The 23,787-nt window shown below is 65.0% G+C and carries 21 protein-coding genes; 13 read left to right on the forward strand and 8 right to left on the reverse strand.

Annotation, left to right across the window (positions count from 1 at the left end):
- Positions 1 to 23 precede the first annotated feature (23 nt).
- Together PVW27_RS08805 and PVW27_RS08810 are read left to right on the forward strand one after the other, a co-directional pair.
- Positions 24 to 1,031, forward strand: coding sequence for an LLM class flavin-dependent oxidoreductase (locus PVW27_RS08805; protein WP_274556940.1), 1,008 nt, complete (start codon positions 24 to 26; stop codon positions 1,029 to 1,031).
- A 58-nt stretch (positions 1,032 to 1,089) separates the two neighbouring features.
- Positions 1,090 to 1,461, forward strand: coding sequence for a hypothetical protein (locus PVW27_RS08810; protein ID WP_274556942.1), 372 nt, complete (start codon positions 1,090 to 1,092; stop codon positions 1,459 to 1,461).
- Between the two features lie 62 nt (positions 1,462 to 1,523).
- Here the strand turns inward: PVW27_RS08810 and glyA are convergent, their stop codons facing one another.
- Positions 1,524 to 2,807 (reverse strand): serine hydroxymethyltransferase, encoded by a 1,284-nt coding sequence (glyA, locus tag PVW27_RS08815; RefSeq protein ID WP_274556943.1) that lies wholly within the window; start codon positions 2,805 to 2,807, stop codon positions 1,524 to 1,526.
- Positions 2,808 to 2,994: 187 nt separating this feature from the next.
- Here glyA and PVW27_RS08820 point away from each other — a divergent pair, with 187 nt between their 5' ends.
- Positions 2,995 to 3,756: an NAD kinase gene (locus PVW27_RS08820; protein ID WP_274556945.1), complete on the forward strand. Its 762-nt coding sequence runs from the start codon at positions 2,995 to 2,997 to the stop codon at positions 3,754 to 3,756.
- A gap of 18 nt (positions 3,757 to 3,774) precedes the next feature.
- On the opposite strand, the gene PVW27_RS08825 is transcribed toward PVW27_RS08820, so the two are convergent.
- The 5 genes from PVW27_RS08825 to PVW27_RS08845 form a co-directional block, all read right to left on the reverse strand.
- On the reverse strand, positions 3,775 to 4,254 hold the full coding sequence (locus PVW27_RS08825) for a CIA30 family protein (RefSeq protein ID WP_274556947.1): 480 nt from the start codon (positions 4,252 to 4,254) through the stop codon (positions 3,775 to 3,777).
- A 194-nt stretch (positions 4,255 to 4,448) separates the two neighbouring features.
- Positions 4,449 to 6,338 carry a propionate-CoA ligase PrpE gene (gene prpE, locus PVW27_RS08830; protein WP_274556949.1) on the reverse strand — a complete coding sequence of 630 codons (1,890 nt, stop codon included), beginning with the start codon at positions 6,336 to 6,338 and terminating at the stop codon, positions 4,449 to 4,451.
- Between the two features lie 123 nt (positions 6,339 to 6,461).
- A complete protein-coding gene (locus PVW27_RS08835) occupies positions 6,462 to 7,682 on the reverse strand; it encodes a CoA transferase (protein ID WP_274556951.1) in 1,221 nt (406 codons plus the stop codon).
- Entirely contained in the window at positions 7,682 to 8,521 is an 840-nt protein-coding gene (locus PVW27_RS08840; protein ID WP_274556953.1) for an FAS1-like dehydratase domain-containing protein, read from the reverse strand. Before PVW27_RS08840 ends, PVW27_RS08835 begins: the two co-directional genes overlap by 1 nt.
- A gap of 219 nt (positions 8,522 to 8,740) precedes the next feature.
- The gene (locus tag PVW27_RS08845) at positions 8,741 to 11,020 is read right to left on the reverse strand and encodes an NADP-dependent malic enzyme (protein ID WP_274556954.1); all 2,280 of its coding nucleotides are present in this window, start codon (positions 11,018 to 11,020) and stop codon (positions 8,741 to 8,743) included.
- 144 nt (positions 11,021 to 11,164) lie between these two features.
- Here PVW27_RS08845 and PVW27_RS08850 point away from each other — a divergent pair, with 144 nt between their 5' ends.
- The 7 genes from PVW27_RS08850 (at position 11,165) to PVW27_RS08880 (ending at position 18,206) form a co-directional block, all read left to right on the forward strand.
- The gene (locus PVW27_RS08850; RefSeq protein ID WP_274556956.1) at positions 11,165 to 12,256 is read left to right on the forward strand and encodes a cupin domain-containing protein; all 1,092 of its coding nucleotides are present in this window, start codon (positions 11,165 to 11,167) and stop codon (positions 12,254 to 12,256) included.
- Positions 12,253 to 12,657 carry a cytidine deaminase gene (locus PVW27_RS08855; protein ID WP_274556958.1) on the forward strand — a complete coding sequence of 135 codons (405 nt, stop codon included), beginning with the start codon at positions 12,253 to 12,255 and terminating at the stop codon, positions 12,655 to 12,657. Before PVW27_RS08850 ends, PVW27_RS08855 begins: the two co-directional genes overlap by 4 nt.
- 3 nt (positions 12,658 to 12,660) lie before the next feature.
- Positions 12,661 to 13,968, forward strand: a complete 1,308-nt coding sequence (locus tag PVW27_RS08860) for a thymidine phosphorylase (protein WP_274556960.1) — start codon at positions 12,661 to 12,663, stop codon at positions 13,966 to 13,968.
- The gene (locus tag PVW27_RS08865; protein ID WP_274556962.1) at positions 13,965 to 15,176 is read left to right on the forward strand and encodes a phosphopentomutase; all 1,212 of its coding nucleotides are present in this window, start codon (positions 13,965 to 13,967) and stop codon (positions 15,174 to 15,176) included. Before PVW27_RS08860 ends, PVW27_RS08865 begins: the two co-directional genes overlap by 4 nt.
- On the forward strand, positions 15,173 to 16,171 hold the full coding sequence (locus tag PVW27_RS08870) for an adenosine deaminase (protein ID WP_274556963.1): 999 nt from the start codon (positions 15,173 to 15,175) through the stop codon (positions 16,169 to 16,171). The genes PVW27_RS08865 and PVW27_RS08870 overlap by 4 nt, the downstream gene beginning before the upstream one ends.
- The gene (gene upp, locus PVW27_RS08875) at positions 16,168 to 16,800 is read left to right on the forward strand and encodes a uracil phosphoribosyltransferase (protein WP_274556964.1); all 633 of its coding nucleotides are present in this window, start codon (positions 16,168 to 16,170) and stop codon (positions 16,798 to 16,800) included. The genes PVW27_RS08870 and upp overlap by 4 nt, the downstream gene beginning before the upstream one ends.
- A 68-nt stretch (positions 16,801 to 16,868) precedes the next feature.
- On the forward strand, positions 16,869 to 18,206 hold the full coding sequence (locus tag PVW27_RS08880; RefSeq protein WP_274556965.1) for an SPOR domain-containing protein: 1,338 nt from the start codon (positions 16,869 to 16,871) through the stop codon (positions 18,204 to 18,206).
- Positions 18,207 to 18,213: 7 nt separating this feature from the next.
- On the opposite strand, the gene PVW27_RS08885 is transcribed toward PVW27_RS08880, so the two are convergent.
- Positions 18,214 to 19,242: a hypothetical protein gene (locus PVW27_RS08885; protein WP_274556966.1), complete on the reverse strand. Its 1,029-nt coding sequence runs from the start codon at positions 19,240 to 19,242 to the stop codon at positions 18,214 to 18,216.
- Between the two features lie 335 nt (positions 19,243 to 19,577).
- Between PVW27_RS08885 and PVW27_RS08890 the strand changes: the two genes are divergently transcribed.
- Positions 19,578 to 20,156, forward strand: coding sequence for a thermonuclease family protein (locus PVW27_RS08890; RefSeq protein WP_274556967.1), 579 nt, complete (start codon positions 19,578 to 19,580; stop codon positions 20,154 to 20,156).
- 243 nt (positions 20,157 to 20,399) lie between these two features.
- Here PVW27_RS08890 and PVW27_RS08895 read toward each other — a convergent pair whose 3' ends face one another.
- On the reverse strand, positions 20,400 to 22,025 hold the full coding sequence (locus tag PVW27_RS08895) for an AMP-binding protein (protein WP_274556969.1): 1,626 nt from the start codon (positions 22,023 to 22,025) through the stop codon (positions 20,400 to 20,402).
- An 82-nt stretch (positions 22,026 to 22,107) separates the two neighbouring features.
- Between PVW27_RS08895 and PVW27_RS08900 the strand changes: the two genes are divergently transcribed.
- Positions 22,108 to 23,034 (forward strand): DMT family transporter, encoded by a 927-nt coding sequence (locus tag PVW27_RS08900; RefSeq protein WP_274556971.1) that lies wholly within the window; start codon positions 22,108 to 22,110, stop codon positions 23,032 to 23,034.
- Positions 23,035 to 23,074: 40 nt separating this feature from the next.
- The gene (locus tag PVW27_RS08905) at positions 23,075 to 23,719 is read left to right on the forward strand and encodes a sulfotransferase family 2 domain-containing protein (RefSeq protein WP_274556972.1); all 645 of its coding nucleotides are present in this window, start codon (positions 23,075 to 23,077) and stop codon (positions 23,717 to 23,719) included.
- The last annotated feature ends 68 nt before the right edge of the window (positions 23,720 to 23,787 follow it).

Consider the following 23,787-nt stretch of genomic DNA (forward strand, 5'->3'; position numbering starts at 1 on the left):
TGAACGTGAAAAGGAATATCGCCATGCATCATTATTCGCTTCTGGATCTGTCTCCCGTGCCCGAGGGGGCCAGCACAGCTGAGGCGTTGGCCAATACGGTCGATCTGGCGGTCAACGCGGAACGCTTCGGCTATCACCGCTTCTGGCTGGCCGAGCATCACAACATGCCCGGTATCGCCAGCGCCGCCACGGCGGTCGTGATCGGGCGGGTCGCGGCGGCGACCGCGACGATGCGGGTGGGGTCAGGCGGGATCATGCTGCCCAATCACGCGCCCCTTGTGGTGGCCGAGCAGTTCGGCACGCTGGAGGCGCTGTTTCCCGGCCGGATTGATCTTGGTCTGGGCCGTGCGCCGGGCACGGACATGAACACGGCCCGCGCCCTGCGCCGCTATATGGACGGGGCCGATACCTTCCCGCAGGATGTTGCGGAACTGCTGGGCTATCTGGATGACGCCGCCCCCGATGCCCGCGTGCGCGCCGTGCCGGGGCAGGGGTCGCATGTGCCGGTCTGGATTTTGGGGTCCAGCCTGTTTGGCGCGCAATTCGCGGCCTATATGGGGCTTCCCTATGCTTTCGCCTCGCATTTCGCGCCCCAGATGCTGGACGAGGCGTTGCGCACCTATCGCGCCACGTTCCGCCCGTCCAAATATCTGGCCAAACCCTATGTGATGGTCGCCGCAGGTGTCTGCGCTGCGGAAACCGATGCCGAGGCGGCTTATCTGCGCAGTTCGCAGATCCTGTCCTTCGCGCGCCTGCGGTCCGGCCAGCCGGGCAAGCTGCCGCGCCCGGTGGACGATGTCGCGGCGCAGGTGCCCCCGCCCATGCTGCGGATGGTGGAAGAAGCGATGGCGGTGTCGGCGGTCGGGGGGGCGGATGCCGTGCACCGGGGCCTGTCGCAGATCGTGGCGCGCTATCGCCCGGACGAATTGATGGTCACGGGCATGATCCACGATCACGCGGCGCGCGTGCGGTCCTTCGAGATCGCGGCGGCGGCGCTGAGCGATATTCAGGCAACCTCGCAAGCCGCCTGAGCCGTCTTGCCTGCAGCCGGCGGACGGGTCAGGATACCCCATTGCCGGAGACCGGATTGTGCAAGTCGACGATATTTCAGCCAAGTCTCAGGAGCTGTGCGACCTTCTGGCCGCACGGCTGTCTCTAAAACACGGTAGCCTTGAGGATCGGCTGCGCCGGGCCGGGCGACGCCTGCCTGCGCGGATCAGGTCGCAGGGGCAGATCGTCGCCGAGGCAGAGGCGCTGGCCACCCATCCCAAGCTGGCGCGTCGCGTTGATCAGGCCGCCGTCGCCCGCGCCCATGCCGAGGTGCGCGCGCATCTGAAAGGGATCGACGCGGCCTATCTGCGGCGGGGGGCCTTGCTGGGGGTGTTGGGCGGTCTGGCCTTCAACATTCTTCTGTTCACCGCCCTGACGCTTGCTTTCTTGCGCTGGCAGGGGATGATCTGACACGCGAAACGCCGCATCCGGTCAGGGATGCGGCGCTTTGTGTCAAACCATGATGCTGCGGATCAGAGTCCCGGATAGATCGGGAAGCGTTTGCACAGCGCCTCGACCTCGGCCTTGACGGCGGCTTCGACCGCGTCATTGCCATCTTCGCCATTGGCGGCCAGACCGTCCACGACCTGCACGATCCAGCGCGCGATCTGGCGGAACTCTTCCTCGCCGAAACCGCGCGTGGTGCCTGCGGGCGAGCCCAGACGGATGCCGCTGGTGATCGTGGGCTTTTCGGTATCAAACGGAATGCCGTTCTTGTTGCAGGTGATATGGGCGCGACCCAGTGCCTTTTCGGTGGCATTGCCCTTGACGCCCTTGGGGCGCAGATCGACCAGCATCAGGTGGGTGTCGGTGCCGCCGGTGACGATATCGAGGCCACCTTTCATCAGCTCATCCGCCATCGCCTGCGCGTTCTTGATGACCTGCGCCTGATAGCCCTTGAATTCGGGGCGCAGCGCCTCGCCAAAGGCGACGGCCTTGCCGGCAATCACATGCATCAGGGGGCCGCCCTGAATGCCGGGGAAAATGGCCGAGTTGAATTTCTTGGCCAGATCCTCGTCATTGGTCAGGATCATGCCGCCGCGCGGGCCGCGCAGGGTTTTATGCGTGGTCGTCGTCGCCACATGCGCATGCGGGAAGGGCGAGGGGTAGTGACCCGCCGCGACCAGACCCGCGAAATGGGCCATATCCACCAGAAGCCATGCACCGACGCTGTCGGCAATTTCGCGCATCTTGGCAAAGTCGATGATGCGCGGGATGGCCGAGCCGCCGGCGATGATCATCTTGGGCTTATGCTCGGTCGCCAGTTGGGCAATCTGCACATAGTCGATTTCCAGATCCTGCTGGCGCACGCCATACTGGATCGCGTTGAACCATTTGCCCGACTGGTTGGGCTTGGCGCCGTGGGTCAGGTGACCGCCCGCATCCAAGCTCATGCCAAGGATCGTGTCTCCGGGTTGCAGCAAGGCGGTGAACACGCCCTGGTTGGCTTGGCTACCGGAATTGGGCTGCACATTGGCGAAACCGCAGTTGAAAAGCTGGCAGGCGCGTTCGATGGCCAGATTCTCGGCCACATCCACGAACTGGCACCCACCGTAATACCGCTTGCCCGGATAGCCTTCGGCATATTTGTTGGTCATCACGCTGCCCTGAGCTTCCATCACGGCGCGGCTGACGATGTTCTCGGATGCGATCAGCTCGATCTCGTGGCGCTGGCGGCCCAGCTCGTCGGTGATGGACTTGAACAGCTCGGGATCGCGCGAGGACAGCGCTTCGGTGAAGAAACCGGTATCGGTCATGTCAGGCTCCGTTTGGGGATCAGCGTTGCCTTCGTGTCCTAGTGCAAAGCGCCCAAGGGGGGAAGGGCTGAAAGCGACGCAGGGGCAGGGACATGCGGCAGGCTGGGTGGCGGGGCTGGCGCAGGGGGGAAGTTTGTGCTTCCATCGGCGCGCGACGACGCGCATTGGAAACAGGACGGCCCCCCGCATGACCCTCAAGATCGCTTTTTGCGCCAGCACCGTCCCCAGCGCGCAGGAGGCTTTGACCCGGCTGGTCGATCGTTATGGCGCGGTGCCCGAGGATCAGGCCGATGTGATCGTGGCGCTGGGGGGCGACGGGTTCATGCTGACCACGCTGCACCGCACGCAGGGCCTGCACGCGCCTGTCTATGGGATGAACCGGGGCACGGTCGGTTTCCTGATGAACGAATACCGCGAGGATGATCTGCTGGCGCGTCTGGATGTGGCCGAAGAGGCAGTACTGAACCCGCTGGCGATGCGCGCGACCTGTGCCGATGGATCGGTGCATGAGGCGCTGGCGATCAACGAGGTGTCCTTGCTGCGGCAGGGGCCGCAGGCGGCGCGGCTGCGCATCAGCGTGGATGGGCGGTTACGGATGGCGGAACTGGTCTGTGACGGAGCGCTGGTCAGCACCCCTGCAGGATCGACGGCCTATAATTACAGCGCGCATGGCCCGATCCTGCCGATCCGGTCGGATGTGCTGGCCTTGACGGCAATCGCGCCTTTCCGGCCCCGGCGCTGGCGCGGCGCGCTTCTGCCCAAGACCGCGTTGGTGCTGATCGAGGTCGAGGAGGCGGACAAGCGCCCGGTCATGGCGGATGCGGATTCCCGATCTGTCCGGGATGTGGTGCGGGTCGAGATCCGCAGCGCCCCCGAGATCGAGCATCGTATCCTGTTCGATCCCGGTCACGGGCTGGAAGAACGGTTGATTCAGGAGCAGTTCGTCTGACGCGGCTCTGAGGCTGCGTCAGTAAAATCCCACTTCGGCCACCGAGACATCGGCGGCATGGTCGCGCCCATAGGCGACGATCCCGATGCTGCGGACGCTGTCGGGGCGGATCTGGTCGCGCAGCAGTGCGCCCGAGGGTTTGAAGGCGGAAAAGGGGATACGCACCTCTGTCCAGTCAGGCGTGGTTGCGAAAGGGGCCTGGTAATATTGCCAAGGCAACAGCGTGCCGCCCGTGCGCAGATGGATGAAATACCCTTCACCATTGCCGCGCGTGCGGATCAGCACGCCTGTGGCGCTGTCCGGTGGCGGGCTGTCCAGCGCGATCCGCGCCTGAATGAAGCCGCCGCGATTGGCGGTGCTGACCTGCCCGGTCAGGCGCAGATAGGAGCTGCCCTGCGCCGTCTCGATCCGGGCGCCGCCTGTCGAGACGCCGCCCATGACCTGATCGCTGACAAAGGTCCAGCTGGCATCGGGTGTCATGCGGATCGGATCGGTCATCTGGGCCCTTGCGTGGATGGGCAGAAGAAGGGCAAGGCCGAGGACGGCTGCGAATGACTGTTTCATCGGCTTGATATGGGGTGTTCCCCCCGTCGCGGCAACGGCGGCGCGGGGGGGGGGGGAGGTGGGATTGGATATTTCAGGCAAGAAGAAGCAGGGCGCCCCCCGGCGGCAGTGCACCGGGGGGCGGGGGATCATTTGGCATAGCCCAGCGTTTGCAGGGCGGTGCGGATCTCGTCCAGAATGGCCGGATCGTCGATCGTGGCGGGCACCTTGAACTCTTGCCCATCGGCCAGCTTGACCATCGTGGCGCGCAGGATCTTGCCCGAGCGGGTCTTGGGCAGGCGGTCCACCACCACGGCCAGTTTGAAGGCGGCCACAGGCCCGATCTGGTCGCGCACGCGGGCGACGCATTCCTTGACGATATCGGCATGGGGCCGGTTCACGCCCTTGGTCAGGCAGAGAAAGCCCATGGGCAACTGGCCCTTGAGGTCATCCGTGACGCCGATCACGGCGCATTCGGCCACATCGGGGTGACCGGCGAGGATCTCTTCCATCGCGCCGGTGGAGAGGCGGTGTCCGGCGACGTTGATCACGTCATCGGTCCGCGCCATGATGTAGAGATAGCCGTCCTCGTCGATCATGCCCGCATCGCCCGTCTCGTAATAGCCGGGGAAATGCGACAGATACGATTTGCGATAGCGATCCTCGGCATTCCAGAGGGTCGGCAGGGTGCCGGGCGGCAGCGGCAGTTTGACGGCAATCGCGCCCAACTCGCCCGCAGGCATGGGGTGGCCCGCCTCATCGAGAATCTGCACATCCCAGCCGGGCATTGCCACGGAAGGCGAGCCGATCTTGACGGGCAGGGGATCGAGGCCCATCGGGTTGGCCGCAATCGGCCAGCCGGTTTCGGTTTGCCACCAATGGTCGATCACGGGCACCTTGAGCAGGTCCTGCGCCCAGATGATCGTGTCGGGATCGGCCCGTTCGCCCGCGAGATATAGCGCGCGCAGGCAGGTCAGGTCGTACTTCGCGCGGAATTCGCCCTTCGGATCCTCGCGTTTGATGGCGCGGAAGGCGGTGGGGGCGGTGAAGAAGGAGCGCACGTTGTGTTGCGAGATCACGCGCCAGAACGTGCCCGCATCGGGGGTGCCCACGGGCTTGCCCTCGAACACCACGGTGGTGTTGCCGTGGATCAGTGGCGCGTAGCAGATATAGCTGTGCCCCACGACCCAGCCCACATCCGAGGCGGCCCAGAACACATCGCCCGGATCGACGTTGTAGATGTTCTTCATCGTCCAGTTGAGCGCGACGAGATGGCCTGCGGTGGGGCGGATCACGCCCTTGGGTTGGCCCGTCGTGCCCGAGGTATAGAGGACATAGGCCGGATGATCGCCCGCGACCGGCACGCATTCGGCCGGTTCCACACCATATTGGAAGGCGTGCCAGTCATGGTCGCGGCCGGGGATCAGTTGCGCCACTTCCTGCTCGCGCTGGAAGATCACGCAGAAATCGGGCTTGTGGCTGGCCTGTTCGATGGCGGCATCGACCAAGGGTTTGTAGTGCACAACGCGGCCCGGTTCGATCCCGCAGGACCCGGCGATGATGGCCTTGGGGGTGCAATCGTCGATCCGCACGGCCAGTTCATGGGCCGCGAAACCGCCGAACACCACCGAATGGATCGCGCCCAGACGGGCACAGGCCAGCATCGCTTCGATCGCTTCGGGGACCATCGGCATGTAGATGATGACGCGGTCGCCCTTGGTGATGCCCTTGGCGCGCAGGGCACCCGCAAGGCTGGCGACGCGGGTCTGCAATTCGCCGTAGGTGATCTTGTGGACGGTATTCGTGACCGGGCTGTCATGGATGATGGCGATGCGGTCGCCGTGGCCCGCCTCGACATGCCGGTCCACCGCATTCCAGCAGGTATTGACCTGGGCATCCTTGAACCACTCGTAAAGCGGCGCGTTATCGGCAAAGAGCGCCCTGGAGGGAGGCTTGACCCAATCGATGGCGCGGGCCTGTTCCATCCAGAACCCTTCGGGATCGGCCTTCCAGCCAGCGTAGACGTCCTTGTATGCCATTGTATTCCTCCTCCGGCCCTGCGGATGGCTTACCCAAGGTCACAGGCATCGCGCAAGAGGCTTGTCCTTGGGCCCGGGCCCGCCGCCTGCGCGCTATGGTCACGTTTCGCGCTAACATGAGTGTCAGCGGGGACCGGCGACGATTCCCTGATCGAAAAGCTGCGCGATTTCGCCCGATGGCAGACCCGCGACATCGGCCAGCACTTCCTCGGTATGGGCGCCAAGAACCGGCGCGGGCGCGGGGGCGGGCGTCGCGGCAGCTGAGAAGGTCAGCGGCGAGGCGGGCACCGGATAGCGCCCGATGCCGGGTTGATCCACATGGGCGAACATCGGGTTTTCACCCGGTTGCAGGTCGGGATCTTCCTGCACGGCGCGGGCGAAGCTGCGGAATTCGGACCATGTCAGCCCCTCGGCCTCGAACAATGGCGCGATGTCCGGCAGGGCACGGCTGGCGAACCATGGGCGTAGCGCTTCGGTGATCAGGGCGCGGGCCTCCCACCGTGCCGCTTCCTTCGACAGGTTCAGACCGGTCTGGCGGCTGATGCCCGTCATCGCCTCGGCGCTGCCTGTCACCTTGACCAGACCGCGCCATTGCCTGTCGGTCAGGCCGATCACCATGATCCGCCGCCCATCGGCACAGATGAAATCCTGCCCATATGCCCCATAGAGCGCATTGCCGCTTTTGGGCCGGTCCACACCGTTCACCACCACTTCGCCGATGATGCCCAGATGGCCCAGCATGGCGGCGGCCACATCCTTGAGGGTCAGGTCCACATCCTGCCCTTGCCCTGTTCTGAGGCGGTGGCGTTCAGCGGCCAGCAGCGCCGACACGGCCATATTGCCCGCGATGCAATCCCATGCGGGCAGGACATGGGCCACGGGATCGGCGCTGCCTGCGGGGCCGGTGGCATCGGGAAACCCCAGCGCGGGGTTCACGGTGTAATCCACGGCCGGGCGTCCCTGCCGGTCGCCCGAGAGCGTGACCATGATCAGATCGGGGCGATACTGGCTGAGCGTGGGGTGATCCATCCAGCCGCGCACGCGCAGATTGGTCAGGAACATCCCCGCATCCTTGCCCGGTGCGGTGATGATCTGCGTCACCAGTTCGCGCCCGCGCGGGGATTTCATATCGACGGCGACCGAGCGTTTGCCCTTGTTCATCCCCGCCCAGAACAGGCTTTGGCCCGTGGGCGTGACGGGCCAGCGATGCGCGTCCAGCCCACCTTCCAGACGGTCGAAGCGGATCACATCGGCGCCCATCTGCGCCAGCGTCATGCCCGCCAGCGGGATCGCGACGAAGGCCGAGCCTTCGACCACGCGCATGCCTTGCAGGATACCGGCCATCAGGACCAGCCTGCCGTGGCTTGGGTGCCGATATGGCCGGCGGGGGCGGCGGTGCAGAGGGTCATGGTGTCATCCTTGTTCATGGTTCCGATCAGGCGCAGGGGATGCGTGTCGAACATCGGATGCACACCGCGATAGCGGAAGGTTTCAGGGGGGCGGCCAGCATGGCGGGTGGCCGCGTCAATCAGCAGCGTGGCCTGCAATGGGCCATGCACGACCAAAGCGGGGTAATGTTCCACCTGCGTGGCGTAGTCGCGGTCATAATGGATGCGGTGCCCGTTGAAAGTCACGGCCGAGTAGCGAAAGAGGCGCACCGGATCCATCTGGACGGTCTCGTCGACATCCGCCGTATCGGGCGCGGGGATGGGTTTCGGCGGGCTGTAGCGGTCGGGGAGGGGAAGATAGACGATGGTCTGATCCTCTTCGATCGCGGTGCCTTGGGCGGTGTCGATCCGGTGGCGGAGGGTCAGCACGGCCATGGGCGCGGTGCCCGCCTGCTTGTGCTCGAGGCTGATGATCTCGGACTGCCGCGTCAGCGCCTCACCGATATGCAGGGGGGCCAGAAACCGCAGGCTGCCGCCTGCCCACATGCGCCGTCCCAGCCCCAGATCGGGCAGAAAGCCGCCAAGGCGGGGATGACCATCGGGGCCGATCTGTTCCATCGGGGCGGTGGGGGGAAAGGCGGCCCAATGCCAGAGCGGGGGCAGAGCATCGCCATCCGCCAGCGTTCCGGCCTGCCAATGCTGGCGCAGGGTCGCGCCGATCATGTCGGCCTGCTGGACGGTGATGCTGCCTGTGGCTTGGGCTGTGCGGTCCACCGCCGATGTCGTGCCGTCCATGGCGATCCCCCTCCCAGAATGATCGTGCCGGAAACATTCAGACAGGGAGATATTATTGCCTATGTGCTTGTCAACACATCATTTTTGTATGCCGAGGTGCACCGGAAGGGTATGCGACTGCATGCCGCGCGCGGGCGTCGCTGGGTGGATTTGAGTATTTAGGGCAAGATGAAGGGACAGTCGCGCGCCGGGATCAGGCGGCGCGCGGAGGAGGGCGGGTTAGCCGTAATGGGCGACGGGCGTGCCCGCGATGGCCGCCATGTTCAACAGGCCGCGCGGTGTGATCGAGGGGCTGACGATATGGGCGCGGTTGCCCATGCCCATCAGGATCGGCCCCACTTCCAGCCCACCCGCCTTCATCTTGAGGATGTTGCGCACGCCCGAGGCCGCATCCGCATGGGCGAAGATCAGCACATTGGCAGCCCCCTTCATGCGGCTGTCGGGGAAGATGCGGGCGCGCAGGTCGGGGTCGAGCGCGCTGTCCACGTTCATCTCGCCCTCATAGCAGAAATCGCGCGGGGCCGCGTCAAGGATCGCCAGAGCCGCGCGCATCCGCTGTCCGGCGTCGGTGTCCATGTTGCCGAATTGCGATTGCGTGCAGAAGGCCACGTTCGGAACCAGACCGAAGCGGCGCACATGGCGCGCGGCCCCGATGGCGCTTTCGGCCAGTTCCTCGGGCGAAGGCGTGGCGCGCACATGGGTGTCGGCGATGAAGAGTGGGCCATCTTCGAGGATCATCAGCGACAGCGCGCCATGGGGGCGATGGGTGGCGCTGCCCAGAACCTGGCTGACATATTTCAGATGCCAGCGGAATTCACCGAAGGTGCCACAGATCAGGCTGTCCGCCTCGCCACGATGCACCATCACGGCACCGATGGCGGTGGTGTTGGTGCGCATGATCGCGCGCGCCAGATCGGGGGTGACGCCGCGCCGCGCCATGATCTGGTGATAGCTGCCCCAGTAATCGCGGTAGCGGGGATCGTTTTCGGGGTTCACGATCTGCACATCGCGGCCGATCTTGATGGCCAGCCCCGCGCGCTGGCAGCGCGCCTCGATCACCTCGGGGCGACCGATGAGGATGGGTTTCTCGGTCGTCTCCTCCAAGATCGCCTGCGCGGCGCGAAGCACGCGTTCGTCCTCGCCTTCGGCAAAGACGATGCTGCGGGCGGCGGTGGCGGCGGCGCTGAACACCGGGCGCATGAGCAGGGCGGATTTGAACACCGATCCGTCCAGCTTGGCCTTGTAGGCGGCCATGTCCTCGATGGGCCGGGTGGCGACGCCGGTTTCCATCGCGGCCCGGGCCACGGCGGTGGAGACGACACCCGAAAGGCGCGGATCGAAGGGCTTGGGGATCAGGTAATCCGCCCCGAAGGTCATCTGTTCGCCCTGATAGGCAGCGGCGGCTTCGGCGCTGGTGGTGGCGCGGGCGAGGGCCGCGATACCTTCGATGCAGGCGATCTGCATGGCGTCATTGATCTCGGTCGCGCCCACATCCAGCGCACCCCGGAAGATGAACGGAAAGCACAGCACGTTATTGACCTGATTGGGATAATCCGACCGCCCCGTGGCGATGATCGCATCGGGCACCACGGCGCGCGCTTCCGCAGGGTCGATCTCGGGCGAGGGGTTGGCCAGCGCGAAGATGATCGGGCGCTTGGCCATGCGGGCGACCATCTGGGGTTTCAGGACACCGGGGCCGGAGAGGCCAAGGAACATGTCCGCGCCGTCGATCACGTCGTCCAGCGTGCGCTTGTCGGTCTTTTGCGCGAAGGCCGCTTTTTGCGGGTTCATATCGACCTCGCGCCCCTCATGGACCAGACCGTGGATATCGCAAAGCCAGATATTCTCGCGCTTCACGCCCAGTTTCAGCAGCATGTTGAGGCAGGCGATGCCTGCCGCCCCGCCACCGGTGCTGACGATGCGGATATCCTCGAACCGCTTGCCTGCCACGAACAGCGCATTGGTCGCCGCCGCCCCCACCACGATGGCGGTGCCGTGCTGATCATCGTGGAACACGGGAATGTTCATCCGCTCGCGGCACAGCTTTTCGACGATGAAGCAATCGGGGGCCTTGATATCCTCAAGGTTGATCGCACCGAAGGTGGGTTCCAGCGCACAGACGATTTCGGCCAGTTTCACCGGATCGGGTTCGTTCAGCTCGATATCGAAACAGTCGATCCCGGCGAATTTCTTGAAGAGGACCGCTTTGCCCTCCATCACTGGTTTCGAGGCGAGCGGGCCGATATTGCCCAGACCCAGCACGGCGGTGCCGTTGGTCACGACCGCCACAAGGTTGCCGCGCGCGGTATAGCGGCTGGCATTGGCGGGATCGTCGCGGATCTCAAGACAGGCTTCGGCCACGCCGGGGGAATAGGCGCGGGCCAGATCGCGCCCGTTGGCCAAGGGCTTGGTCGCGCGAATCTCAAGCTTACCGGGTTTGGGGAATTCGTGATAGGCCAGCGCCGCCTGACGCAGGTTTTCCTTGAGGCTGTCTGTCATGTCTCGCTCCCGTTTTCCCGATAGTTTAGCGTTAAACTAATTCCTGACGCATGGGAAGATACCGATTTTCGGCGCCTTTGCCAGCACCGGCTTGCAAATCGCGGGTGGCAGGGTCAAGGTTTTTTCACGCAAGAGGATATGACCATGACCCAGACGATGGCCGAGGCCTGCCTGTCCACCACCGATCTGACCGGGGATATCGGCTTTTTCACCAAGGCGTTGGGTTTCCGGATGGACATGATCTATCCCGCCGACGACCCGGCGGTCGCGGTTTTCTCGGGCCACGGGTTGCGGGTCCGGCTGGAGCGCGGGACGGGCGCGCCGGGGCGGCTGCGCCTGTTGTCCGACACGCCTGACCAGATTGGGGGTGGCGCACGCAGCCTGACCGCGCCGGGTGGCACGACGGTCGAAATCGACGAATTGAACCCGCCCTTGGTCCTGCCTGCCACGTTGCACAGCTTTGTCGTGCGCCGTCTGGCGGATCAGGCGCCATGGGTGATTGGCCGCGCGGGGATGCATTACCGCGACCTGATCCCCGACCGTCTGGGCGGGTCGATCATCGCAAGCCATATCCGCATCCCTGATGGCGGGCCGGTGCCTGATATGGTCCATTATCACAAGGTCGGGTTTCAGCTGATCTTCTGCATCAAGGGCTGGGTCGATGTGGTCTATGAGGATCAGGGGCCGCCCATTCGCCTGACGGCGGGGGATTGCTTCATCCAGCCGCCCGAGATCCGTCACCGCGTGCTGGAGGCCAGCGACGGGATCGAGGTGATCGAGATCGGCGTGCCCGCCGAGCATGTGACGGCGATTGACCATGACATGATCCTGCCCACCCCGCATCTGCGCCCGGATCGCGCGTGGCAGGGCCAGCGGTTTGTGCATCATGTGGCGCAGGGGGCAGACTGGCGCCCGTTCCGCATCCCCGGTTTCATTGCGCGGGACACGACGATTGCCGCCAATACGCAAGCGGTGGCGGGCGTGCAGGTGGCGCGTCCTGATGGTGGGGCGACAATGTGGACGTGGCATGACAGCGACATCCTGTTCACCTTTGTGATGCAGGGCGGGATGCTGCTTGAGGGGGAAGGGCGTGATCCCTTTGCCTTGCAGGCGGGCGATGCTTTCGTCATCCCGCCCGGCATGAAAACCCGCTACTCTGACGCGACACCGGATCTGGAGCTGCTGGAAGTGGCGCTTCCCGGCCGGTTCAAAACCCATGCAGGAGAGATGCCATGACCATGATGGACCAGGCCCGCGCGGTGCGGGAAAACGCCTATGTGCCCTATTCGCATTTCAAGGTGGGGGCGGCGATCCGGGGGGGCTCGGGCACCGTCTATGTCGGGTGCAACGTGGAAAACGTGGCCTATCCGCAGGGCACCTGCGCCGAAGCGGGGGCGATTGCCGCGATGGTGGCGGCGGGCGAGACGGAACTGACCGAGGTGGCCGTGATCGCGGATGCGGAACACCCCGTCACGCCCTGTGGCGGCTGTCGTCAGAAGCTGGCCGAGTTTGGGCGCGGATCGGTGCCCGTCACCATGGCGACGCTGGACGGGCAGGAATTGAAGATGACGCTGTCGGAACTGCTTCCGGGTGCCTTCACCACCGCCCATATGACGCGGGCCACGGGGGGCGCGTGACGGGTGGACGCGCGCCGGATCATAACGAAGCTGCGTGATCGGGAGGGGCTGAGCCGGGACGAACTTGACTGGTTCGCGCAAGGGCTGGCCGATGGGCGCGTGTCCGACGCGCAGGCCGGGGCCTTTGCCATGGCGGCGCTGCTGAACGGCTTGGGCGATGCGGGCCGCGTGGCCCTGACGCTGGCGATGCGGGATTCGGGGGCGGTGCTGGCGTGGGATCTGGACCGGCCCGTTCTGGACAAGCATTCGACCGGCGGGGTGGGCGATTGCGTGAGCCTGATCCTTGCGCCCGCGCTGGTGGCCTGCGGTGCTTATGTGCCGATGATTTCGGGGCGTGGTCTGGGGCATACGGGCGGCACGCTGGACAAGATTGAGGCGATCCCAGGTCTGCGCACCGATCTGGATGAGGCGCGTCTGCGCGCCGTGGTGGGGCAGGCGGGCTGCGCCATTGTCAGCGCGACTGCTGCGATTGCGCCTGCGGATCGGCGGCTCTATGCGATCCGCGATGTGACCGGGACGGTGGAAAGCCTTGATCTGATCACCGCCTCGATCCTGTCCAAGAAGCTGGCGGCGGGCTTGCAGGGGCTGGTGCTGGACGTAAAGACGGGCAGCGGGGCCTTCATGACCACGCCGGAGGCGGCGCAGGCTTTGGCGCGGGCTTTGGTGGAGACGGCGAATAGCGCCGGATGCCCCACGACCGCGCTGATCACCGATATGAATCAGCCGCTGGCCCCCGATCTGGGCAATGCGCTGGAGGTGGCCGCGTCCTTGCGCGTGCTGACCGGGCAGGCGGGCGGGCGTTTGCTGGAGGTGACGGTGGCGCTGGGCGGTGCGGTTCTGGCGGGTGCGGGGCTGGCGGCGGATGAAGCGGCTGGTGCGGCCATGGTGCGGGCCTGCATCGGTGATGGCCGCGCGGCTGAGTGTTTCGGGCGCATGGTCTCGGCCCAAGGTGGGCCAGTCCGTTTTGTCGAGAACGGGGCGCGGATGCTGCCCGAAGCGCCGGTGATCCATGAGGTGAAGGCCCCCCGTGCCGGATACATTGCCGCGATGGACGGGCACGCCCTTGGCCTTTGCGTGGTGGAACTGGGCGGCGGGCGGCAGGTGGAAGGCGACCGCGTCGATCCCGCCGTGGGCCTGTCGGACATGGTCGAACTGGGCGCTTGGGTCGAGGCAGGTCAGCCCGTCGCCCGCATCCATGCCGCGCGCCCCGATGCGGCGGAGCGCGCCATGCGGGCCGTGCTGGCGGCTGTCAGCATCGCCGACACCGCGCCCGAACTGCCGCCGCTGATCCACGGGCGGGTGGCATCATGACCCGCGCTTTCCTTGTGGTGATGGATTCTGTCGGTATCGGCGGCGCGCCCGATGCGGATCGCTTCTTCAACGGCACACGCCCCGATACAGGTGCCAATACGCTGGGCCATATCGCGCAGGCCTGCGCGGCGGGTCAGGCGGATCATGGCCGCCAAGGCCCGCTCCATCTGCCCAACCTTGACCGTCTGGGGCTGGGGGCGGCGCTTGCGCTTGCCAGCGGTATGACCGCGCCGGGGTTGGACGCCAGGCCACAGGGCTTGTGGGGGGCGGCGACGGAAGTGTCGAACGGCAAGGACACGCCGTCAGGCCACTGGGAACTGGCGGGCGTCCCCGTACCGTGGGAGTGGCACCATTTCCCCGATACGCAACCCGCTTTCCCGCCCGTTCTGTCGGCACAAATCGCGTCACTGGCCGGCACCGAGGGTATCTTGGGCGATTGCCACGCCTCGGGGACCGAGATCATCGCAAGGCTGGGCGCGGAACATATCCGCACGGGCTGGCCCATCTGCTACACGTCCGCCGACTCGGTCTTCCAGATCGCCGCACATGAGACGGCGTTCGGCCTTGACCGGCTGCTGACCCTTTGCCAGCGCGCCGCGCCCATCCTGCACGGGATGCGCGTGGGCCGCGTCATCGCACGCCCCTTCACCGGCACCGCGGAAGAGGGTTTCACCCGCACGGCCAACCGCCATGACTATGCCATCGCCCCGCCATCCCCCACGCTCTGCGATTGGGCGCAGGCGGAGGGGCGGCGCGTCCATGCGATTGGCAAGATCGGCGACATCTTCTCGATGCGCGGGATCACGGATGTGGTCAAAGGCGATGACGCCAGCTTGATGAAGCATCTGGCGCGGCTGGTGGACACCGCCGCAGATGGCAGCCTGACTTTTGCCAATCTGGTCGAATTCGACAGCCTTTACGGACATCGCCGCGATGTGGCGGGCTATGCCAGCGCGCTGGAGCGGTTCGATGCCGCCCTTGGCCCGATCATCGCCGGATTGCGCCCCGGTGACATGATGGTGCTGACCGCCGATCACGGCAACGATCCCACATGGGCGGGCACCGATCACACCCGCGAGCGCGTGCCCGTGCTGGTCGCAGGGCAGGGCCGCGGCGCGCTGGGACATCTGGCCTTCACCGATATCGCCGCCTCCATCGCCACCCATCTGGGCCTGACCCGGACCGGACCGGGGCGATCATTCCGATGATCTGGCAATCGCTTCCCAAGATCGAGCTGCATCTGCATCTGGAAGGCGCCGCACCGCCCGACCTGATCCGCCGTCTGGCACGCGAGAAATCCGTGGATATCGCGGGGGTCTTTGACGAACAGGGCCATTACACCTTCGATGATTTTCCCCATTTCCTGCAGGTCTATGAAGCGGCGACCAGTGTCCTCAAACGGCCCGAGGATTACGCCCGCCTCACCACTGCCGTGCTGGAGGAAAGCGCCGCGCAAGGCGTGATCTATACCGAGGCGTTCCTCAGCCCCGACTTCTGCGGTGGCGGCGATCTGGCCGCGTGGCGCGAATACCTGCACGCGATCCGCGAGGCGGCAGAGGCGGCCGAAACCGCGCACGGGATCACCATGCGCGGCATCGTCACCTGCATCCGCCATTTCGGCCCCTATACCGCGCGTCAGATTGCCCGCTGCGCTGCTGAAACAGCCGGGGACTGGATCACGGGCTTCGGCATGGGCGGCAATGAAACCATGGGCAAGCAGGGCGATTTCGCATGGTCCTTTGACTGCGCGCGTGAAGCGGGGCTGCGCCTGACCACACATGCAGGCGAATTCGCGGGGCCGGACTCTGTCCGCCAGGCGCTGGATGATCTGCGTGTCACCCGGATCGGCCATGGCGTGCGCGCCGCTGAGGACCCGGCCCTGATGGAAAGGCTGGCTGAAAGCGGCACGGTGCTTGAGGTCTGCCCCGGATCGAACATCGCGCTGGGTCTTTATCCCGGTCTGCGCGCCCATCCCATTGCGAAACTGCGCGAAGCAGGGGTAAAGGTGACGGTGTCCACCGACGATCCGCCTTTCTTCCGCACGACGATGACGCGCGAGTTTCAGGGGCTGGAAAAAGCCTTCGGCTGGGACGAAAGCGATTTCGCCGCGCTCAATGGCACGGCACTGGATGCGGCCTTCTGCGATGCCGCTTTGAAAGACCGCCTGCGGGACAGGCTGAAGACAGGAGCCACGCCGACATGACCGACCATCTGACCATCGTCACCCACCCGCTGGTGCAGCACAAACTGACGCTGATGCGCGACAAGAACACCTCGACCGGGGAATTCCGCGCGCTTCTGCGCGAGATTTCGGCCCTGCTGGCCTATGAGGTCACGCGCGAGCTGGAACTGACCACCCGCGCGATCGAAACGCCCATGCAGGAGATGGACGCGCCGGTTCTGAAGGGCAAGAAGCTGGCGCTCGTCTCGATCCTGCGGGCGGGCAATGGCCTGCTGGACGGGGTGCTGGAACTGATCCCATCGGCCCGGGTCGGTTTCATCGGCCTTTACCGCGACGAGGCCACGCTCAAGCCCGTTCAATATTATTGCAAGCTGCCCGAAGGGCTGGAGGATCGTCTGGTGATCGTCGTCGATCCGATGCTGGCCACGGGCAATTCCTCGGCCGCTGCGGTCGATCTTTTGAAGGCGGCAGGGGCCACAAATATCCGCTTCATGTGCCTTCTGGCTGCCCCTGAAGGTGTCGCCCGGATGGCCGAGGCGCATCCCGACGTGCCCATTGTCACAGCAGCGCTGGACAAGCGTCTGAATGACAAGGGATATATCCTGCCGGGACTAGGGGATGCGGGTGACCGCATGTTTGGCACTAAATAAGCCATCCGCCCTTTACGGGCGTTTCCGTTTCAGGCACAGTGGCCCCACGCTATGTTTGGGGGCGATTGATGTCTGTACGAGTTATGACGATGGCGGCGCTGCTCGCCGCGACGACCTTTTTGTGGGTAGGCCCGGGCGATGCGCAGACGCGCTATCGCGAACCGGCCGAGTTTCCACCGGCATCCTTCACCGGGTCGCAATATGTCGACAGTCGCGGCTGCATCTTCGTGCGTGCCGGGATCGCGGGGACCACGACCTGGGTTCCCCGCGTCACCACATCGCGGCAGAACCTTTGCGGCGCGCGTCCAACCTTTGCCGACGGGACCTCGGCCCAGAATACAGTGACCGCGCAGGGGGCCATTCCGCCCGGCGCGACCCTGATCACGGCTCCTCCCGCGTCGGCGGCTGCTCCGGCCACGACACGGCCCGCCGCTGTGCCCGCCGCCCCCGCGCCGCGCCCGCAAGCCACGGCCCGCGTCAATGCCCGCGTGGCACCGATGCCCCCTGCGGTCATCGAACGCCCCGGCGCGCCGATGCAGACCATCGCCTCGATCACGACCATGCCCGCCATCCGTCCCACGGCTGAGGCGGCGACACGACCCGCCCCGGTGAAAGCGGCCGCAGCCAATGGTTGCCCGGCCGGCGTGCGCTGCGGGCCACAGGCGCAGGATCCGGTCCCACGCGGGGCAGGCGCTGGCGTCCGCACGGGCCGGGTGGGACAGCAGCCCGCGATGGTGGTCAACCGCCGCGACCTGCCTTCGCTTGCCCCCCAGACCCGCATAGTGCCCCGCCATGTCGCCGAGGCGCAGGCCCAGGCGGCCACCGCGACGGTCGTGCCGCCGGGCTATCGTCCGGTCTGGACGGATGACCGCCTGAACCCGCGTCGGGCTCATGGAACCGTGGCGGGTCAAATGGCGATGGATCTGATATGGACCCAGACCGTGCCGCGCCGCCTGATCGACCGCAAGACGGGGCGGGACATGACCGCCTATAACCCCAACCTGCAATATCCTTATACGGACCTGACCACGCAGGTGCGCGCCGGAGTGCCGGTCAAGGCGGGGGCAACCCTGTCCACCACCGGCACGGCCACCCCGAAGGCGCGGCAGGCGGATGTCGCCCATGTCTCGACCCGGGCGACGCCTCAGGCGACCGCAGCGCCGCAGCCGAAGCGCATCGCCGGGCGGTTCGTGCAGGTCGGGGCCTTCGCCGACCCGAACAACGCCGACACGGCCATCCGCCGGTTGCAGGCCGCCGGCCTTCCGGTCAGCGTGCAGCGCTCCAGCAGCAAGGGCAAGCCGGTGCAGGTCATTCTGGCGGGCCCCTTCGGCAATCCGGGCGCGCTGTCGCAAGGGTTGGGTGTGGCGCGTGCCGCAGGTTTCCGCGACGCCTTCCCGCGCAACTGATACGGGGCTACACGCCGCAGATGGATTGCAGCCGCAGCCAGTCCCCGTCGGACAGCAGCGGCTGCGGCGGGGCGCTGGCAAAGGGATCGGCCTCGATCAGCGCAATCGTCTTCTCGCCTGTCGCATCCTTGGCATAGGCATAGGGCGTGGCGCGGACGGACAGGCGGGCGAAGCCGTCCTTCAATGCCTGATCCGACACCGGCAGGGGCGGGGCGGTTAGCAGCGTCTCGGCATAGGCGCGCAGGGTGTCGTCGGGCAGGGTGCCGGTGGTCAGCATCCGGAAGCTGGCCATGATCCCGCCCCAGTCCAGCAGGCGCCCCAGCGGATCGCTGGCCTCGGCGCGGGCCTGCTCGGCGATGATATAGCCGGCCATCACGTCAGGCTCGTCGTAATCCTCGACCAGCCTGCGCCCGATCAGCAGGATGCGGCCGGGCAGGCGGACGGTGTCGCGCACGCCGCTGCGGATCACGATCAGGGCGTTGCGCTGGCCCGAGGCGTCGGGCAGGCGGGCGGATAGCTTTTGCAAGACCTGCAACCCCTCGGGGGCGACGCAAGGCAGGCCCGTCACACGCTCCAGATGGGTCATCAGGGAGCGGCCCAGATCTTCGCGCTTGGAATCCGGCACGAGGGTGAGGGTATGGTTCCGCATCGCGCCGGGCAGCCAGAACAGGGCGATGGCCGCGACCACCGCGACCGAGGCGAGCAACCCGAACCCGCGCACCCGGCCGGGGCGGGGGCGGCGGCGTTCGACGGCGGTGCGCAGCTTTTCGATGGCGGCGATCATGGCCGCCTCATCCTCGGGGAGTTCGAGGGTCTCGGACGGATCACCTTCGGGGTGATAGAGGGCGGGGCTTTCGCCGGGGTTGGCCCGCGCGATGGCGGCCAGCGACCAATGGGTTAGGGGGCGGTCGGTCAGGTCCGCGATCACCAGCGTCGCCTCGCCGATCGAGACGATGACCTCGCGCCGCTGCTCCTCGGGGGAGGGGCGCCAGAGGGCGGAGGCCTCGAGCCGTTGATACTCCTGCAATGCGGTCATGGATGGGGCTGCCCTGCCTCTGTTTTCCCAAGTTTAGCATGAGGTGCGGCGGGGTGGTAGGGGGCAGGCTTGCCGGGGCCGCAAGCCGGGCCGGGTGGGGCTGTCCCACCGTGGGACATTTTTCTGGATCTTTGGAATCAAGGGGTTACGGGGGCGTGTTAGGGGAATTTTAACGGTTGGGGGGATGTTCAAGAGACATACTCTTGAGAGCGAATACGAACCTATGACTGGCTCGAACCGTCCAAGCAAAAAACTTCATCGATCTCAAAAATTGTTTGATTTCCGAGACAACATCTTAAAGCTTTCCACAAAGTTTGTTTGTGAAAGGGTTTTCAATGCTGAGGATCATTTTAAGAGCTTTGTTTCGTGGCCAATCAAAGCAACGGAAGAAGCGCCTTAATGTCATCGACGATCCACCCTTTCGGCGCGAACGACCTCATCGTTCCGGGAGCGTCAAGGGCGTTGAAACTATCTCGACAATTGACGTTCACTCGGAAGTGATTGTGGTCGAGAGTGCTGTTCCCTCGGTCTCAAGTGTTGAAGGAATTTGTTATGTCGTTGATGGCGACACAATACGAATTGGTGATTTGAGTTTGCGTTTGGCCGGCATTGATGCACCGGAACTTGATCATCCTTGGGGTCAGAAGGCTAAATGGGAGTTGGTCAAGCTCTGTAAAGGGCAGATCATAACTGCAAAGATAGAGCCGATGATGTCTTATGATCGGCTGGTGGCAACCTGCTATCTTCCTGATGGCCGGGACTTGAGCGCGGAAATGGTCCGCTTGGGTCTAGCGTTGGATTGGCCTAAGTTCTCGTTAGGAAAATACGCACATTTGGAACCTGTGGGTATTCGAAAGAAACATTGGAAAGCCGCAGCGAGACAACGGGGTCATATGCACGTCTTTGACAAATAGCATATCTTCCGTTCTTTAAGCGAAATTCTCTATTATAGCATCCTACCCCCCGCGCGGAATCAAGGTGCGCAGCACCGCCGCGCGATCGCCGACACGCCCCCCGGGGCGGCGATTTTGCGAGGGTGCGGCACGAACTGAGGTTCGATGACTGGGCAACCATAAAGTGACCCGAACGGATGTTGGATCGCCACCCCGCGTGTCGGCGAGTGCGCGGCTTGGGGTGAGGTGTGAGGGGCTATCCCCTCACAACCTCTTGGCTATCGCACGCAGTTCGAATTTCTGGATCTTGCCTGTCGAGGTTTTGGGCAATTCCTGAAACACGACCTTTTTCGGCGTCTTGAAGCCTGCGAGTTTTTCGCGGGCGAAGGCGATGAGGGCGGCTTCGTCTCCGGTGACACCCTCTTTCAGTTCCACAAAGGCACAAGGCACTTCGCCCCATTTCTCATCCGGTTTGGCGACCACGGCGCACAAGAGCACGTCGGGATGGGCCATCAGCACGCCTTCGACCTCGACCGAGGAGATGTTCTCGCCGCCCGAGATGATGATGTCCTTGGCGCGGTCGCTGATCTGCATATAGCCGTTGGGGTGTTGCACGGCGATGTCGCCGGAGTGGAACCAGCCGCCGCGAAACGCCTCCTCGGTGGCTTTCGGGTTTTTGAGGTAGCCTTTCATCACGCCATTGCCGCGGAACATGATTTCGCCCTGTGTCACACCGTCCATCGGGATCTGGTGCATGTCGTCTGTCATGACGGTCACATCCTCCAGAAACGGCATGGCGACGCCCTGGCGGGCCTTGACGGCGGCGCGGTCGTCGCCTTGCAGCTCGTCCCATGCGGCGTTCCATGTGCATTCGGTGCCCGGCCCGTAGGTCTCGGTCAGCCCATAGACCTGCGTGACGTTGAAGCCCATCGGTTCGATCTTGGCCAGCGTCGCGGGGGCGACGGGGGCGCCTGCGGTAAAGACCTCAACCGTTTGGGAGAAGTCGCGGCGTTGGGCGGCGGGCGCGTTCACGAGGGTGTTGAGCACGATGGGCGCGCCGCCGAAATGGGTGACCCCCTCATCGGCGATGGCGTTGAAGATGGCGGGGGCGGTGATGTCGCGGCAGCAGATGAGGGTGCCGCCGAGGACGGGCATCATCCATGTGTGGCACCAGCCGTTGCAATGGAAGAGCGGCACGATGGTGAGGTAGCGCGGGTGGAGCGTCATGCGCCAGCTGATCACCTGTCCCATGGCGTTCAGATAGGCGCCCCGATGGTGGTAGACGACGCCTTTCGGCCGCCCCGTGGTGCCGGAGGTGTAGTTGAGGGCGATGGATTCCCATTCGTCCTGCGGCATGATCCATGGGAAATCGGGATCACCCGTGGCGAGCAGGTCTTCGTATTCCATGTAGTGGCCATGGGCATGGACGCCGGCGTGGGTGTCCGCGACCTCGATCACCGTGGGGGCGGGGCCCTCCATCCGCTCCATCGCTTCGGCTGCCATGGGCAGGAATTGCGGATCGACAAGCAGGACCTTCGCGCCGCCATGGTCGAGGATATAGGCGACGGTGTCGGGTTCGAGGCGGGTGTTGATCGTGTTCAGGATCGCGCCACAGGCGGGGACGGCGAAATGCGCCTCGGCCTGCGCGGGCAGGTTGGGGATGAGGGTAGCGACGACATCACCCGGCTGGATGCCCAGTTTGGTCAGCGCCGAGGCGAGGCGGGTGACGCGGGCGTGGTATTGGGCATAGGTCTTGCGGTGGGACCCGTAGATCACCGCCGGGTGGTCAGGAAAGACGCGTGCCGCGCGTTTGAGGAAGGAGAGCGGGGTGAGGGGCGTATAATTCGCCGCCGTCTTGCCGAGACCCGTTTCATCTGCCATCCAGCCCATTGGTTTCCCTCTCCCTTTTTTGCGGCGTGTCATGTCGCTTCGGGGACAGAGTATGACCTGAACTTGGCCCAAGGGAAGAGGCATGACACTGGAACGACCGAACAAACCGCTGGCCGCTGCCGGTGTGATGCTGGTGGCGATGCTGATCATCGGCTTCATCGACAATTACGTGGCCGCGATTTCCGAGGAGATCGGGCTGTGGCAGTTCTTTGTGCTGCGCACGGCGATGATGTTGCCGATGGCTTTGGCGATGGCGTGGGTCGGCTTGGGGACGGTGTGGCCGCGGTCCTGGATCAGGGTCGGCGGGCGGTCGGCTTTGGCGGCGATCGCGATGCTGTGCTATTTCGCGGGGCTGGGGTTCATGCCCTTGGCGCAGGCTTTGGCGGGGCTGTTCACCTCGCCCATCTTCATCCTGCTGATCACATGGGGGCTGATGGGCCAGAGCATCGGGCCGTGGCGGGTGCTGGCGGTGTGCCTTGGGTTTCTGGGTATCCTTCTGGTGTTGCAGCCGGATACGGGGGCGTTTTCGGTCTGGACGCTGCTGCCGGTTCTGGGCGGGTTTTTCTATGCCATCGCGATCATCGCCACGCGGGAATGGTGCGAGGGCGAAAGCACGATGAGTCTGCTGGTCGGCGTCATGATGTTTCAGGGCGGGTTTTCCGCGCTGGCGGCGGTGGGGTTGGTGCTGTTCGACATCCCTGAGACAGGGTTTCTGAGCCAGCGCTGGGTCTGGCCGATTGTCGAGGTCTGGCCGCTGATCTGGTTGCAGGGGATCGGCTCGCTGGCGGGGGTGTGGTGCATCATCAAGGCGTATCAGCTGGGTGAGGCGGGGTTCGTGTCGGTGTTTGAATACTCGGTGATGATCTTCGGGCCGTTCTTCGCGTGGTATCTGTTCGGGCAGCCCGTGGGGCTGTGGCAGGCGGTGGGGATCGCCTTGATCGCAGCGGCGGGGATCATCATCGCGCTGCGGTCCGGTGAGGCGCAGCGGCGCGAGATCATCCCGAGTTGACGCGGCTTGCGCCTTCGCGCCGATGGGGTAGCGTGGCGGGATGATCATTTCCGCCAGTCGCCGCTATATCTTTGTCCATATCCCCAAGACCGGGGGGACGGCGCTGGCGCTGGCGCTGGAGGGGCGGGCGCGGCCTGACGATATCCTGTTGGGCGATACCCCCAAGGCGCAGCGGCGCAGACACCGGGTGAAGGGCTTGCAGGCGCGGGGGCGGTTGTGGAAACATGCGACGCTGGCCGATATCGACGGGCTGGTCAGCCATGATCAGATTGCCGAGAGCTTCTGTTTCACGCTGGTGCGCAATCCCTGGGACCGGATGGTCAGCTATTTCCATTGGCTGCGCGGGCAGCGGTTCGATCATCCGGCCGTGGGTTTGTCCAAGGCTCTGACGTTTTCGGAATTCCTGAGCCATCCGCAGACGCGGGCCAGTATCACGGCATGGCCCTATGGCCGCTACATGCGGGACGCGACCGGGGTCGAGCGCTGCAAAGCCTTTATACGGCTGGAAAATTTTGAGGAGGATGCTGCCCCACTTTGGGCGCATCTGGGGTTCCGGCTGACATTGGACCGGGTCAACACATCGGACCGCGACGCGGATTACCGTGGGTATTTCAGCGATGCGGATGCGGAAGTGTTGGCCGATCTGTGCGCCGAGGATATTGCCCGGTTCGGGTATGTGTTCTGAAGCGCTGCGGGTGGTTTGGCTGATTGTTGCCTATTCCTAGGGATACATGACATTTTCTGTTTACTGTT

The sequence above is a fragment of the Seohaeicola sp. 4SK31 genome (assembly GCF_028802875.1).
Lineage (GTDB): Bacteria > Pseudomonadota > Alphaproteobacteria > Rhodobacterales > Rhodobacteraceae > Seohaeicola.